The sequence below is a fragment of the Rhodococcoides kroppenstedtii genome (assembly GCF_900111805.1).
In the GTDB taxonomy this organism is placed as follows: domain Bacteria; phylum Actinomycetota; class Actinomycetes; order Mycobacteriales; family Mycobacteriaceae; genus Rhodococcoides; species Rhodococcoides kroppenstedtii.
Genome location: NZ_FOJN01000012.1, coordinates 20,022 through 34,347 on the forward strand (window position 1 = coordinate 20,022; position 14,326 = coordinate 34,347).

13 protein-coding genes and 1 tRNA gene are annotated in these 14,326 nt (G+C 70.4%); 4 read left to right on the forward strand and 10 right to left on the reverse strand.

Annotation, left to right across the window (positions count from 1 at the left end; genetic code table 11):
• Window positions 1-6: 6 nt before the first annotated feature.
• The 3 genes from BMZ18_RS13955 to argS are packed head-to-tail and all read right to left on the reverse strand — an operon-like array spanning window position 7 to window position 4,420.
• A complete protein-coding gene (locus tag BMZ18_RS13955) occupies window positions 7-1,356 on the reverse strand; it encodes a homoserine dehydrogenase (protein ID WP_074922258.1) in 1,350 nt (449 codons plus the stop codon).
• Window positions 1,353-2,771, reverse strand: a complete 1,419-nt coding sequence (gene lysA / locus BMZ18_RS13960; RefSeq protein WP_068099876.1) for a diaminopimelate decarboxylase — start codon at window positions 2,769-2,771, stop codon at window positions 1,353-1,355. Before lysA ends, BMZ18_RS13955 begins: the two co-directional genes overlap by 4 nt.
• Entirely contained in the window at window positions 2,768-4,420 is a 1,653-nt protein-coding gene (gene argS, locus BMZ18_RS13965; RefSeq protein WP_068365562.1) for an arginine--tRNA ligase, read from the reverse strand. Before argS ends, lysA begins: the two co-directional genes overlap by 4 nt.
• A 234-nt stretch (window positions 4,421-4,654) precedes the next feature.
• On the opposite strand from argS, the gene BMZ18_RS13970 reads away from it, so the two are divergent.
• From BMZ18_RS13970 to BMZ18_RS13980, 3 genes are all read left to right on the forward strand, one after another.
• Window positions 4,655-5,518, forward strand: a complete 864-nt coding sequence (locus tag BMZ18_RS13970) for a thioredoxin-like domain-containing protein (protein ID WP_068105150.1) — start codon at window positions 4,655-4,657, stop codon at window positions 5,516-5,518.
• Complete coding sequence (locus BMZ18_RS13975) at window positions 5,515-6,237, forward strand: DUF305 domain-containing protein (protein WP_068365563.1); 723 nt, start codon at window positions 5,515-5,517, stop codon at window positions 6,235-6,237. The genes BMZ18_RS13970 and BMZ18_RS13975 overlap by 4 nt, the downstream gene beginning before the upstream one ends.
• Before the next feature lie 55 nt (window positions 6,238-6,292).
• A tRNA-Arg gene (locus BMZ18_RS13980) sits at window positions 6,293-6,365 on the forward strand.
• A gap of 7 nt (window positions 6,366-6,372) precedes the next feature.
• Here the strand turns inward: BMZ18_RS13980 and BMZ18_RS13985 are convergent.
• Both BMZ18_RS13985 and BMZ18_RS13990 read right to left on the reverse strand, forming a co-directional pair.
• Entirely contained in the window at window positions 6,373-7,047 is a 675-nt protein-coding gene (locus BMZ18_RS13985; RefSeq protein WP_139203977.1) for an alpha/beta hydrolase family protein, read from the reverse strand.
• An 85-nt stretch (window positions 7,048-7,132) separates the two neighbouring features.
• Window positions 7,133-8,002, reverse strand: coding sequence for a hypothetical protein (locus BMZ18_RS13990; protein WP_068365564.1), 870 nt, complete (start codon window positions 8,000-8,002; stop codon window positions 7,133-7,135).
• A 225-nt stretch (window positions 8,003-8,227) separates the two neighbouring features.
• Here BMZ18_RS13990 and BMZ18_RS13995 point away from each other — a divergent pair, with 225 nt between their 5' ends.
• A complete protein-coding gene (locus BMZ18_RS13995; protein WP_068099871.1) occupies window positions 8,228-8,758 on the forward strand; it encodes a MarR family winged helix-turn-helix transcriptional regulator in 531 nt (176 codons plus the stop codon).
• Window positions 8,759-8,790: 32 nt separating this feature from the next.
• Here BMZ18_RS13995 and BMZ18_RS14000 read toward each other — a convergent pair whose 3' ends face one another.
• From BMZ18_RS14000 to BMZ18_RS14020, 5 genes are read right to left on the reverse strand one after another with little or no spacing between them, the layout of a single operon-like run.
• Window positions 8,791-9,594, reverse strand: coding sequence for an enoyl-CoA hydratase (locus BMZ18_RS14000; protein WP_068365565.1), 804 nt, complete (start codon window positions 9,592-9,594; stop codon window positions 8,791-8,793).
• Entirely contained in the window at window positions 9,591-10,481 is an 891-nt protein-coding gene (mmsB, locus tag BMZ18_RS14005; protein ID WP_068365566.1) for a 3-hydroxyisobutyrate dehydrogenase, read from the reverse strand. The genes BMZ18_RS14000 and mmsB overlap by 4 nt, the downstream gene beginning before the upstream one ends.
• Complete coding sequence (locus BMZ18_RS14010) at window positions 10,478-11,587, reverse strand: enoyl-CoA hydratase/isomerase family protein (protein WP_068365567.1); 1,110 nt, start codon at window positions 11,585-11,587, stop codon at window positions 10,478-10,480. Before BMZ18_RS14010 ends, mmsB begins: the two co-directional genes overlap by 4 nt.
• On the reverse strand, window positions 11,584-12,723 hold the full coding sequence (locus tag BMZ18_RS14015; RefSeq protein ID WP_068365580.1) for an acyl-CoA dehydrogenase family protein: 1,140 nt from the start codon (window positions 12,721-12,723) through the stop codon (window positions 11,584-11,586). Before BMZ18_RS14015 ends, BMZ18_RS14010 begins: the two co-directional genes overlap by 4 nt.
• A gap of 16 nt (window positions 12,724-12,739) precedes the next feature.
• Window positions 12,740-14,278, reverse strand: coding sequence for a CoA-acylating methylmalonate-semialdehyde dehydrogenase (locus BMZ18_RS14020; protein WP_068365581.1), 1,539 nt, complete (start codon window positions 14,276-14,278; stop codon window positions 12,740-12,742).
• Between the last annotated feature and the right edge of the window lie 48 nt (window positions 14,279-14,326).

Consider the following 14,326-nt stretch of genomic DNA (forward strand, 5'->3'; position numbering starts at 1 on the left):
GCGCCATCACTCCGACGTTCCCTCGAGCCGCAGCACACTGGTCACGGCGACGACGATGTCGAGGTTCGACAGGGCCGCGACGGTGGCGGCGAGCGCGGACTCCTTCGCCCGGTGGGTCACGACGACCAGGCGAGCGCCGTCGGCTGCCCCTTCCTGGCGCACCGTCGAGATGCTGACGTCGTTCTTGGCGAACTCCGCGGCGACGGCGGACAGGACGCCCGTGCGGTCGGCCACCTGCATGTTGACGTGGTACCGGGTGGGGGTGTCGCCCATCGGCGCGATGGGGAGCTCGGCGTACGTCGACTCGCCCGGGCCGCGTCCGCCGAAGAACTTGTTGCGCGCGGCCATCACCAGGTCGCCCATGACCGCCGACGCGGTGGGGCCGCCGCCGGCGCCCTGGCCGTAGAACATGAGCTGCCCGGCGGCCTCGGCCTCCACCACGACGGCGTTGAACGCGCCGGACACGCGGGCGAGGGGATGCGACAGCGGCAGCAGCGCCGGGTAGACCCGAACCGAGATGCGTTCGGTCCCGTCCTCCACCACCCGCTCGCAGAGGGCGAGCAGCTTGACGGTGCAGTCGAACGCCTTGGCCGTGGCCAGATCGTCGGCCGTGATCGACGAGATGCCTTCGCGGTGCACGTCGGCCGACGTCACCCGGGTGTGAAAAGCCAGCGACGCCAGGATGGCGGCCTTCGCGGCGGCGTCGTAGCCCTCGACGTCCGCGGTCGGGTCGGCCTCGGCGTACCCGAGACGGCCCGCCTCGGCGAGCGTCTCCGCGTAGTCCGCGCCGGTCTCGTCCATGGCGGACAGGATGAAGTTGGTGGTGCCGTTGACGATGCCGATCACGCGATCGACCCGGTCACCGGCGAGGGACTGCATGAGCGGACGCACCACGGGAATGGCTCCCGCGACGGCGGCCTCGAAGTAGAGGTCCGCACGGTGCCGCTCGGCGGACGCCGCCAACTCCCCGGTGTACTCGGCCAGCAGGGCCTTGTTGGCGGTGACGACCGACTTGCCGGCGTTCAGCGCCGACAGGATCAGCTCCCGTGCGGGCTCGATACCGCCGAGCACCTCGACCACCAGATCGACGTCGTCCCGCGCGACGAGACCGTGCACGTCGGTGGTGAGCAGGTCGGCGTCGATACCGCGGTCCTTCGACAGGTCGCGCACCGCGACCCCGCGCAGCACCAACGGCGCCCCGACCCGCGCGGCCAGATCGGCGGCGTGGTCCTGCAGGATGCGCACGACTTCGCTGCCGACGTTGCCCATCCCGAGCACCGCGACGCCGAGCGGCTTGTCGACGGGGCTGACGAACGCGGCCGGACGATCCTCGTCGCGGACGGTCTGAGCGGTCACCGGTCTACCTCCAAGCTGAGCAGGTCGTCGAACGTTTCACGGCGGAGCACCGTTCGGGCTTCGCCCCCGCGCACGGCGACGACGGCCGGTCGGGGCAAGAGGTTGTAGCGGGACGACATCGAATAGCAGTACGCGCCCGTCGCGGCCACGGCGAACAGGTCGCCGTCGTCCAGGTCGTTCGGCTGCCACGTATCGCGAATGACGATGTCGCCGCTCTCGCAATGCTTTCCGACGATGCGAGCCAGGACCGGATCGCCGTCGGACTCGCGCGAGACGAGGCGACCCACGTACTCCGCCTGGTAGAGCGAGGTCCGGATGTTGTCGCTCATACCGCCGTCGACGCTGATGTAGCGGCGCGTGCGGCCGGGCTCGACGGTGACGTCCTTGACCGTGCCCACCTCGTACAGCGTCACGGTGCCGGGGCCGGCGATGGCGCGACCGGGCTCCACGGCGAGCGTCGGCGGTTCGATGCCGATCGCCGCCGACTCCGACCGCACGATCTCGGTCAGCTTGGCGGCCAGATCGTCCACGGGGGGCGGGTTGTCCCCCGGCAGGTACCGGATTCCCATGCCGCCGCCGAGATCGACGACGTCGATCTGCGAGGTCTTCTCCACCCCGAACTCGGCGCGGATCTGCCCGAGCAGCCCGATGACCCGGTGGGCCGCGAGCTCGAAGCCGTCGACCTCGAAGATCTGCGACCCGATGTGCGAATGCAGGCCCACCAGACGGAGATTCGCGGCGTCGAACACTCGACGAACCGCCTGCATCGCACTGCCGTCGGACAGCGAGAAGCCGAACTTCTGGTCCTCGTGCGCGGTGGCGATGAACTCGTGCGTGTGCGCCTCGACGCCCACGGTGATGCGAATCAACACGTCCTGCACCGTGTTCGCGGCCGCGGCGATCTCGTCGAGTCGACCGATCTCCGCCATGGAATCCAGGACCACGTGCTCGACGCCGGCGCGCACACCGGCGGCCAGCTCCTCGCGGGACTTGTTGTTGCCGTGCATGGCGATCCGGTTCGCCGGGAAGCCCGCGTTCAAGGCCACGGCCAGCTCGCCGCCGGAGCAGACGTCGAGCGACAGGCCCTCGTCGGCGACCCAGCGCGCGATCTCACCGCACAGGAAAGCCTTGGAGGCGTAGTGAACTCGGGCCGGCGCCCCGAAGGCGGCCGCCATCTCGCGGCAGCGCGACCGGAAGTCGTCCTCGTCGATCACGAAGAGCGGTGTGCCGAACTCCCGAGCGAGGTCGGTGACCGGCACCCCGGCGAGGGTGACCACACCGTCCTCTCGCCGACGGGCGTTGCGCGGGAACACGGTCGGGTCGAGATCGGTCACCTCGGCGGCGGCCGTCGGACGATCGGGCATCGCGGGACCGGGCGACGCGGCATGCCGCGGGCCGGCAGGATGCGCGCTCACATCTTCTCCGGAGCGGAGACGCCCAGCAGGTCGAGGCCGTTGGCCAGGACCCGCCTCGTGGCGTTGCCGAGCGCGAGCCGAGCGGTGTGGACCGGCTCTGCTTCCTCGTCCCCTCGGGGAAGGACGCGGCAGGCGCCGTAGAAGCGGTGGTACGCGCCGGCCAGGTCCTCCAGGTAGCGAGCGATGCGGTGCGGCTCACGCAGACTCGCGGCGCTCTCGACGACGCGCGGGAAGTCGCCGAGAGTGCGGATCAGGTCACCCTCGTTCTCGTGCACCAGCAGGGAGAAGTCCGGTGACTCCGCCGAGACGCCCAGCTCTGCCGCACCGCGCGCGAGCGAGCACAGCCGCGCGTGCGCGTACTGCACGTAGTAGACGGGGTTGTCGTTGCTCTTGCTCGCCCACAGGGCGAGGTCGATGTCGATGGACTGATCGACCGAGCTACGGACCATCACGTACCGCGCGGCGTCGATGCCGATGGCCTCCACCAGGTCGTCGAGGCTGATGACGGTGCCGGCGCGCTTGCTCATCTTCACGGCGACGCCGTCGCGGACGAGGTTCACCATCTGCCCGATGAGGACCTCGACGGTCGCGGGATCGTCGCCGAAGGCCGCGGCCGCGGCCTTGAGCCGACCGATGTATCCGTGGTGATCGGCACCGAGCATGTAGATGCACAGGTCGAAGCCGCGGGCGCGCTTGTCCTGGAAGTAGGCGATGTCACCGGCGATGTAGGCCGCGTTGCCGTCGCTCTTGACCACGACGCGGTCCTTGTCGTCTCCGTACTCGGTGCTCCGGAGCCACCAGGCCCCGTCCTTCTCGTAGAGGTTGCCGGACGTCTTCAGGGTCTCCACGGCCCGCTCCACGGCACCGGACTCGAACAGCGAGTTCTCGTGGAAGTACACGTCGAAATCGGTTCCGAACTCGTGCAGGTCGGCCTTGATCTTGGTGAACATCGCGTCCACGCCGATCGACCGGAACGCTTCCTGACGCTCGTCCTCGGGCAGATCCAGCGCATCCGGCCGCTTCTCGAGCACGTGCGCGGCGATCTCGGCGATGTACTCGCCGGCGTAGCCGTCCTCGGGAGCCGGGAGGCCCTGCGCCGCTGCGACGAGCGAGCGGGCGAACCGATCGATCTGCGCGCCGTGATCGTTGAAGTAGTACTCGCGCGTCACCGCGGCGCCGCGCGAGGTGAGGATGCGCCCGAGCGCGTCACCGACGGCGGCCCACCGCGTCCCGCCCAGGTGCACGGGTCCGGTGGGGTTGGCCGAGACGAACTCCAGGTTGATCGACGTGCCGGCGAGCGAGTCCGATCGTCCATAGGCCTCGCCCTCGGTCAGCACCCTCTCGACGATGGCGCCCTGCGCCGACTTGGCCAGGCGAATGTTGAGGAAGCCGGGCCCGGCCACGTCGACCTCGTCGACGGCGGATTGCCCGGCGAGCGCCTCGGCGAGCCAGGTCGCGAGGTCACGCGGTGCGACACCGGCCTTCTTGGCGACCTGCATGGCGACGTTGGTCGCGTAGTCGCCGTGCTCGGGATTGCGCGGCCGGTCCACCGTCACGGCGGCCGGCAACACCGCGGCGTCGAGGCCGCGCTCGGTCAGGACGGTCGCAGCGGTGGCACGCAACAGTTCGGCGAGGTCGGCGGGAGTCACGAGGCCCTATCATATGGCCAGGACGCACACGCCCCGAACCGTGGTCGGTCCCGCCGCCCGGTCGGGGGCATGCAGCCATCAGCGCAGTCTCAGACTCGCTCCGTACAGTAGGGATGCCTCGCCGCCCGCGCCGGCAGCCTCGACACGCCCCGCCGACTCCGTCGGCCGCGCCTCGGCTGCCCGACGACGAGCGTCCGCGGCGACATGACCCACGACCGAAAGAGCACACCGACGATGCCCAGCGGTTCCGACAAGTCCGGATCGAAATCGGCCAAGGCCATCAAGGCGGCCGGCAAGAAGAGCAAGACCAAGGGCGGTGTCCCCGCCCGGAGCGGTGGCGCCCGCGGTCGTAACGTGCCGTGGCTGACCATCGGTGCCGCCGTGGTCGTGATCGGCCTCATCGCGGCCCTGGCGATCAACCTGATCCCGAAGTACCAGGATCGGGCCGAGGCGCAGCGCTTCGCGCCCAGCGAGTCCAACCAGGACCCGTCGACGGCCATCGAGGGCGTGCAGATCCAGCAGTACCCGGCTGCGCTCCACGTCACCGGGACGCAGCGCGTGGCGTACGACCAGTCGCCTCCGTTCGGCGGACCGCACGATCAGATCTGGGCCAACTGCATGGGCACCGTGTACCCGGACGGTCTGCGCACCGAGAACGCCGTGCACTCCCTCGAGCACGGTGCCGTGTGGATCGCGTACGACCCCGACGCGCTGTCCGAGGATCAGATCGCCACGCTCGCATCCAAGGTCGAGGGCCAGCAGTACATGCTCATGTCCGCCTACCCCGGACTGGACTCGCCCGTGTCGCTGCAGTCGTGGGGCCACCAGCTGAAGCTGGACAGCGTCGACGATCCGCGCATCGACCAGTTCATCACGGCGCTGCGCCTGAACCGGTTCCAGTACCCGGAGGTCGGAGCCAGCTGCTCGACCACGCCGCAGACCTTCGACCCGGACAACCCGCCGCCCTTCGACCCGACGCCGCCGGGAGCGGACGCCGTGCCGATGTCCGGTGAGGGCATCACGCCCGACAGCACCGAGCTGACCGATCCGATGCAGCTGCCGGCCGATCCGGCCCAGCCCGTCGTTCCGACGCCGTGAGCGGGGACGCTGCCGACGCCCGGACCGAGGGGCTCGAGTCCGCACCGCGACGTAGTCAGCGCGGCCCGCTGCTCGCGCTCGGCGTCGTGGCGCTCCTGCTCGTCGGGTTCGCGGTCGGCTTCCTCGCCCAGCTCCCGCTGCGCGACGACGCTCCGGCCCACCCGGCGCTGGACTCGGTGGACGTCGGCTTCGCGCAGGACATGACGGTGCACCACAACCAGGCCATCGAGATGGCCACGGTCGCACTGGGTTCGGCCACGGATCCGCTCGTGCGCAACCTCGCGTACGACATCCTCACCACCCAGCAGAACCAGGTCGGCCAGATGCAGGGGTGGCTCGCGCTGTGGGACGCTCCCCCGCTCCCGACCGGGGGGTACATGGGGTGGATGTCCGACGGCTCCGGTCATGGCGGTCACGGGATGGCCGACATGTCCACGAACGCCGGGTCCGGCGACGGCACCGTCGCGGCGATGCCCGGCATGGCCACGGCACAGGACATGACGAACCTGCGGGCCGCCACCGGCCCGGCGGCGGACGTGCTGTTCCTGCAGCTGATGCTGCGCCACCACCAGGGTGGACTGCCGATGATGGAGTACGGCGCGATGCACGCGAGCTCCGCCGTCGTACGTCAGCTCGCGCAGACGATGGTCGACACGCAGCAGTCGGAGTCGCAGCTGATGACCCAGATGCTGACCGAGAAGGGGGCTGCGCCGATCTGACGTTCGGCATGCGCTAGTCTGTGACAGCCCGATCGGCACACCGGTTCTCCGGTGCGCCCCCGTAGCTCAGGGGATAGAGCGTCCGCCTCCGGAGCGGAAGGCCGCAGGTTCGAATCCTGCCGGGGGCACTCCTTTTCACCCGTCTCGTCGCACCCACTCCCTCTCCACCGCGTCTGCAGTGAGGGCCGCCGTGGGCTTGCGGGTCGGGGCCAGATCGTGTCCCGCCCCCTCCACCGTGACCACGTGAACCGCGGCCGGAATCGTGCGCACCGCACCGGCCAGTACCTCGCTCGTCGCGAACGTGTCCTTGCAGCCGTGCACGAACACCGTCGGCACCGTGATCGCCGGGAAATGGTCGACCCGCAGCACGTCCGGCTTGCGAGGCGGGTGCAGCGGATAGCTCAGCAGAAGGAGCCCGTCGGCCACGGCCGGGTTCTCGGCCACCAGCATCGAGGCCTGCCGTCCACCGTAGGAGTGACCGCCGACGATCACCGGGGGACGACGGCGTTCCCGCGCCACCGCCCATGCGGCGACGGCGGCGATGCCGGCGCGATCCGCGGCTGCGCCCGCGCGGTTCGGCGGCCCCTTCGGACGCTCCTGCCGGAACGGCAGCGTCATCCGCACCACCCGCAGGCCGCGCTCCGCCAGAGCCGTCGCCACGGCGACGAGCACCGGCGCGTTCCTGTCGCTGCCTGCGCCGTGCGCGAGGATCACCAGAGCGGCCGGGTCCCCGTCCGGGTCGTGGACCGCGACGTCGATCCCCTGTCCCGCCCACTCCCCCGTCCACTCCGCTGCCTCACCCGCTGTCATGACACGGAGGGTAGGCCGCGAGGAGACCACAGCAGAACGGGCCCCGGCGTGATCACCGGGGCCCGTTCGCTCGAGGCGAGTGCGGTCAGGGGACCTGCGTCAGGCCCACCGTGGGGAAGAATGCGCAGGTCTTGCCGTCGTGCGTCACCTGGCCGAAGACCGCGGCGAGCACGGTGCCGGACCCGGTGGCCACGGGCGCGAGGCGCACGCCGGCGCTGGGGAAGGCACCGAGGTTGCGCTGCACCAGGTCACGGGCCGGACCCTGGAGCAACGGGGGCAGGCCGTCGATGACCTCGGCGGAGATGACGTCGGTGAGCCCGCCCATGTCGGCGAAGCCGCCCTTCAGCGTGTTGACGTTGAACCACGCGACCTGCATGCCGGACTTGTTCGCGGCGTCGTTCACGATGCCGCCGGGGGCGGGCACGAAGGCGTAGAGCGTCTCGCCGGGGTCGGCGATGCTGGTGTCGACATTGGGCAGGGTGGGCAGAGCGCCGACGCCGGGGACCTTCGGCGTATAGGGGCCGGGAGCCGCACCCGCGACCGCCGGCACGACGCCGAACGGCACGCCGGGGAGCGCCGAACAGTTCAACGCCGCGGTCGGGTAGAGGAACGGCGTGAGCCCGAAGCCCTGGAGCAGGCCGTTCGCGGCGTCCACGAGGGCGAGAGGGTTGCCGTTCGGCTCCGCTACGTCGACGGTGGGTGCGGCGCCCAGGACGGCGCGGGCGGCGTCCAGGGCGGTGTCGGTGGGGTCGGTGGGGTCGGTGCCCTCGGCCGATCCGGTGCCGTCACCGGATCCGGTGCCCTCGAGCAACGCGATGGCGTCGAGCAGGGGGTTCGACTCGGGGACCGACGGCACGGTCGGCGCGGCGGTGGCCACCGCGGGGACGGCGAGCGCTCCGGCGCACGCGAGGGCGAGGCCGGCGACGGTGCGCCGGAGTCGTCGGGATGTACGCATGGTCTCTCCTGGATGCGGGTCGGGCCGGTACGGAGTCCACGTGCGCGGCGTCGAGCCGACGACGCGGACTGCTCGGTACGAGTTCACCACGCGCCGCGCCGCATCACGGCTGCCGAGACCTCATTGATACCGAAGTGTCGCATGATGCTGATGTGACTGCTGTGAATCAAGGCGGTTCACACGCATCACACTGACCACGGGGCATCGTCGTGGAAGGATCGACCCATGCCCTCCGCACCGAAGCTCCCGCTCGACCCGATCGCCGAGGCCCATCGGCAATGGGTTCGGCACGGATGGACCGACGCCGCGGACGGCATGGCAGCGGTGACGTCGATCATGCGGGTGCAGCAGATCATGATGGCCCGCGTCGACGAGGTGCTCAAACCCACCGGACTCACGTTCGCCCGCTACGAACTGCTGACCCTGCTCACCTTCACCCGCACCGGGGCACTCCCCATGGCGAAAGCCAGTGCGCGCCTGCAGGTTCACCCGACGTCGGTGACCAATGCCGTCGACCGACTCGAAAAGGCCGGCCTGGTCACCCGAGTCCCCCACCCCACCGACCGACGGACGACCCTGGTCGAGATCACCGACAGCGGACGACGATTGGCCGTCTCCGCCACCGAGCAATTGAACGACCGTGTGTTCGGAGACCCCGGCGTGGCCGGCCGCGAACTCGACTCCCTGGTCGCGATTCTCGCCGGCGTCCGCCGTCGGGCCGGCGATTTCGACGACGAGGACGACTCCGGCTGGTGACCGACGCGGGGCCTCGGTCACCAGCCGGGCGCTCAGCGGTGGCGGAAATTCGGCGTGCGCTTCTCCACGAACGCCGACATGCCCTCGGCCCGATCCTCCGTCGCGAACGTAGCGTGGAAGACGCGGCGCTCGAAACGAACTCCCTCGGCGAGGGTGGACTCGAACGCCCGATTCACTGCTTCCTTGGCGAGCATCGCCACCGGCAACGACTGCGACGCGATGGTCTGCGCCGTCGTCATCGCCTCGGTCTCGAGGTCGGCCGCCGGGACGATGCGGGAGACGAGCCCGGCACGCTCGGCCTCCTCGGCGCCCATCCGACGACCCGTCAGACACATCTCCATGGCCTTGGCCTTACCGACTGCCCGCGTGAGCCGTTGCGAGCCCCCGATGCCGGGGATGGTGCCGAGCGTGATCTCCGGCTGACCGAACTGCGCCGTGTCCGCCGCGAGCAGGACGTCGCACATCATGGCCACCTCGCAGCCGCCGCCGAGGGCGTATCCGGCGACCGCGGCGAGGGTGGGCGTCCGCACCGCGGCGAACCGGTCCCACTCGGTGAAGAGGTCGCCGCCGTGGACGTCGGCGTACGTCTTCGATTGCATCTCCTTGATATCCGCGCCGGCGGCGAACGCCCGCTCGGACCCGAGAAGCACGATGCACCCGATCTCCGGGTCGGCGTCGAATCGCTCCGCCGCAGCGACCACCTCGTGCATGAGGGTGGAGTTCAACGCGTTCAGCGCCTTCGGCCGGTGCAGTCGGATCACGGCGACCCGACCCGTCACCGAGGTCTCGATGGTCTCGTGGCGGTCGGTCCCCGATGCCCCCGGTTCCGTGCTCACGCCGTCTCACCCGATCGCTCGCGGATGTCCTGGACGATGCCGGAGAAGTCGGTGCCTCCGTGCTCGCGGGCGTAGTCCTCGTACAGCTCGGCGGCGAGCAGGCCCATACGCGCCGGGACTCCCGTGGCGCGCACCGCATCCGCGGCCAGGCCCAGGTCCTTCCGCATGAGGGCGGCGGCGAAGCCGGGCGTGTAGTCGTTGTTGGCCGGTGACGTCGGAACCGGGCCCGGCACCGGACAATTGGTGGTCAGCGCCCAGCACTGGCCGGACGCGGTGGAGGCCACGTCGAACAGCGCCTGGTTGGTCAGCCCGAGCTTCTCGCCCAGCACGAACGCCTCGCTCACCGCGACCATGGAGATGCCCAGGATCATGTTGTTGCAGAGCTTCGCCGCCTGACCGTTGCCGCCCTGACCGCAGTGAACCACCTTGCGGCCCATGATCTCGAGGTACGGCGTGGCCGCGGCGACGTCCGCGTCGGGCCCGCCGACCATGAAGGTGAGCGTGCCGGCGGTGGCACCACCGACCCCGCCGGACACGGGGGCGTCGACGGCGCGATGTCCGGCCCCGGTGGCGGTCTCGGCGGCGGCGCGGGCGTCGGCAACGTCGATGGTGGACGAGTCCACGAACAGCGTGTCCGGCTCGGCCGCCGGCACGATCTCGGCGTAGCAGTCCAGGACGTGGCGGCCGCTCGGCAGCATCGTGACGACGACGGACGCTCCGGCCACCGCCAGGGCGGCGGAGGCGACGACCGTGACTCCGTTCGCGCGGGCGGCGTCCTGTGACGCGGGGACCGGATCGAAGCCTCGGACGTCGTGACCGGCGGCCACGAGGTTGGCGGCCATGGGTCCACCCATGTGGCCGAGGCCGAGGAAGGCGACAGTGCTCATGCGCGGGAACTTTCTGAGGAGAGGGGTTCGGTTCGGGTGGCGAGGCCGAGTTCGGCGTCCCCGAGCGGGGCGAAGAAGCGGTCGACGTCCGCGGCGGTCACCTCGCCGAGTGTCGCCGGCCGCCACGACGGCGAGCGGTCCTTGTCGACGACCTGCGCCCGGATGCCTTCGACCAGATCGGGCGAGTCGAGCGAGGCGATCGACACGCGGTATTCCTCGTCGAGCACCTCGTCGAGGGACGACGCGGCGGCAGCGCGGCGCAGCGACCGCAGCGTGACGACGACGGAGGTGGGCGATTTCGACTCGATGGCGTCCGCCGCGGCGACGGCCTCGTCGACCCCGGAACGTCGGAGTCGGGCGACGATCTCGGCGGCGTCGTCGCCGGCGTAGGCCTCGTCGATCCACGATCGCCGGTCCGCGAGCGGAGAGTCGGGCGCCGGGGAGGCGAGGGAGAGCGCGGTGTCGACTGTCCCCGTGTGCAGGGCCTCCACGAAGGCGTCGAGGTCGGCCGTCGGCACGTAGTGGTCGGCGAATCCGGCGGCGATGGCGTCGCCGGCCGACATCCGCGCCGTGGTGAGGGCGAGGTGCGTCCCGAGTTCGCCCGGCGTGCGCGCCAGCAGGTAGGTGCCGCCCACGTCGGGAACGAAACCGATGCCGACCTCCGGCATCGCTACCTTGGCGGTGTCGGTGACCACGCGCACCGATGCGTGCGCCGAGATGCCGACACCGCCGCCCATCACCGCGCCCGCCATGACGGCGACGACCGGCTTGGGGTAGCGATGGATGCGGGCGTTCATCGTGTACTCGTCGCGCCAGAACTGCGCCGTCGCCGAGCCGGTGGGCCAATTCTCGCCCGCCTTGGCCTTGGCGTCGTCGTGGATGGCGACGATGTCGCCGCCCGCGCACAGCCCGCGCTCGCCGTTGCCGGTGATCAGCACGACGCGCACCGCCGGGTCCGCCGCCCAGTCGATCAGGGCGGCGTCGATGGTGCGCACCATCGCGTGACTGAGCGCGTTGATCGCGCGCGGCCGGTTCAGGGTGATCGTCGCGACGCCCCGATCGACGCCGAGGAGGACCTCCGGTTCGGCGGTGCCGGTGTCGGTCATGCGGCGCCCACCACGGACCGCGCGATGACGAGTCGCATCACTTCGTTGGTTCCTTCCAGGATCTGGTGCACTCGGAGATCGCGCACGATCTTCTCGAGTCCGTACTCGCTGAGATAGCCGTAGCCGCCGAGCAACTGCAGCGCGTCGTTGGCGACGGCGAATCCGGTGTCCGTGGTGAACTTCTTCGCCATCGCGCAGAGGGAAACCTTGTCCGGGGCATCGGCGTCGAGGGCGGCCGCGGCCCGCAGCAGCAGGACGCGGGCGGCCTCGAGGTCGGTCCGCATGTCGGCGAGCCGGAACTGCAGGGCCTGGGCGTCGAGCAGACGGGCACCGAACGCACGGCGATCGGCGAGATACCGCACCGCCGTGTCGAACGCCGCGGCGGCACCGCCGAGCGAGCACGCCGCGATGTTGATGCGGCCGCCGTTGAGTCCGTTCATCGCGATGCGGAACCCGTTGCCCTCGCCGCCCAGGAGGTGATCGGCCGGAACGCGAACGCCGTCGAGAATCACCTGCCGGGTCGGTTGGGCGTTCCACCCCATCTTGATCTCGTTGGGGCCGAACGACAGTCCCGCCCTGTCCTTCTCGACGACGAACGCCGAGATGCCCGACGGCCCGGGGCCACCGGTCCGGGCCATGACGACGTAGACGCCCGACGTCCCGGCCCCGGAGATGAACTGCTTGACCCCGGTCAGCAGCCAGTCGTCACCGTCACGGACGGCCTTGGTGGTGAGGGCCGCCGCGTCCGAGCCGGCCCCGGGTTCGGTCAGGCAGTAGCTGCCGAGCTCGTCCATCGCACACAGGGACGGCAACCACCGGCGGCGCTGCTCGTCGTTGCCGTACGTGTCGATCATCCAGGCGACCATGTTGTGGATGGACAGGTAGGCCGCGACCGACGGGTCCCCACCGGCCAACTTCTCGAAGATGCGGACGGCGTCGACACGGCGCAGACCCGAGCCGCCGACGTCCTCGGCGACGTAGATCCCACCCATGCCGAGCGCCGCCGCCTTGCGGAGGACGTCGACCGGGAAGTGCTTCTCCCGGTCCCACTCCACCGCGTGCGGGGCGAGGAACTCCGCGGCGAACTCCGCGGCGGTGTCGGCGATCGCGCGCTCGTCCTCGTCGAGCGCGAACAGATCCGAGGTCACTCGCTCAGTCCATCGTCGGGATGACGAAGTGGTTCTGCGTGACGGCTTCCTTGCGACCGCTCGGCCACCGCTGCGTCACCGTCTTGGTCTTGGTGTAGAAGCGCACCGAATCCGGCCCGTGCTGATTGAGGTCGCCGAAACCGGACCGCTTCCACCCGCCGAACGTGTGGTACGCGATCGGCACCGGGATCGGCACGTTGACGCCGACCATGCCGACGTTCACCCGCGCCGTGAAGTCGCGGGCGGTGTCGCCGTCGCGAGTGAAGATGGCGACGCCGTTGCCGTACTCGTGAGCCGACGGCAAGCGCAACGCCTCCTCGTAGTCCGCCGCCCGCACGATCTGCAGGACCGGTCCGAAGATCTCCTCGCGGTAGATGCGCATCTCCGGCGTCACGTGGTCGAAGAGGGTTGCGCCGGTGAAGAACCCGTCCTCGTGACCGGCCAGCGAGAAGCCCCGACCGTCGACCACGAGGTCGGCGCCTTCCTCGACACCGATCCCGACGTAGCTGTTCACGCGCTCGACAGCGTCGGCCGACACCAGCGGCCCGAAGTCGCTGGCGGCGTCGTCGCTGCGTCCGACGCTGAGCTTCTCGACGCGCTCGACGAGCTTGGCGCGCAACGCCTCCGCCGTCTCCTCACCGACGGGCACGGCGACCGAGATGGCCATGCAGCGCTCGCCCGCGCTGCCGTAGCCGGCGCCGATGAGGGCGTCCGCCACCTCGTCCAGATCCGCGTCGGGCATCACGATGGCGTGGTTCTTGGCTCCGCCGAAGCACTGGGCCCGCTTGCCGTGGGCCGCGGCGGTCTCGTAGATGTACTGCGCGATCGGGGTGGACCCGACGAAGCCGACGGCACGAATGCGCTCGTCCGTCAGCAGCGCGTCGACCGCCTCCTTGTCGCCGTTGACGACCTGGAAGATTCCGGGCGGGCCGCCGGCCTCGAGGAACAGCTCGGCCAGACGCAGCGGCACCGACGGGTCACGCTCGGACGGCTTGAGCACGAAGGCGTTGCCGCACGCGATGGCGGGCGCGGCCTTCCAGAGGGGGATCATCGCGGGGAAGTTGAAGGGCGTGATTCCGGCGACCACGCCGAGCGGCTGACGCATCGAGTACACGTCGATGCCGGTTCCGGCGCTCTCGGTGAACTCGCCCTTGAGCAGGTGCGGAATGCCGGTCGCGAACTCGACGACCTCGAGGCCGCGCTGGATGTCGCCCTTGGCGTCCGCCACCGTCTTGCCGTGCTCGGAGGACAACAGATGCGCCAGCGAGTCCATCTCGGCCTGCACCAACGCGAGGAACCGCATGAGGACGCGGGCACGCTTCTGCGGATTCTGCAGCGCCCAGTCACGCTGCGCCGCTTCGGAATCAGCGATAGCCTCCGACACCTCGTCGACCGACGCCAGAGGAACGCGGGCCTGCACCGCACCGGTGTTCGGGTCGAAGACGTCGGCGAATCGCCCCGAGCGGCCGGGGACGTGCTTGCCGCCGACGAAATGCGTCAATTCGCGGGGTGCGGCGTCGGACGGGGACTGATCGAGAGCCATGGAACCACCTTCGTCGTAGATACGGGTCATCCTATGGTTGGACGTCCA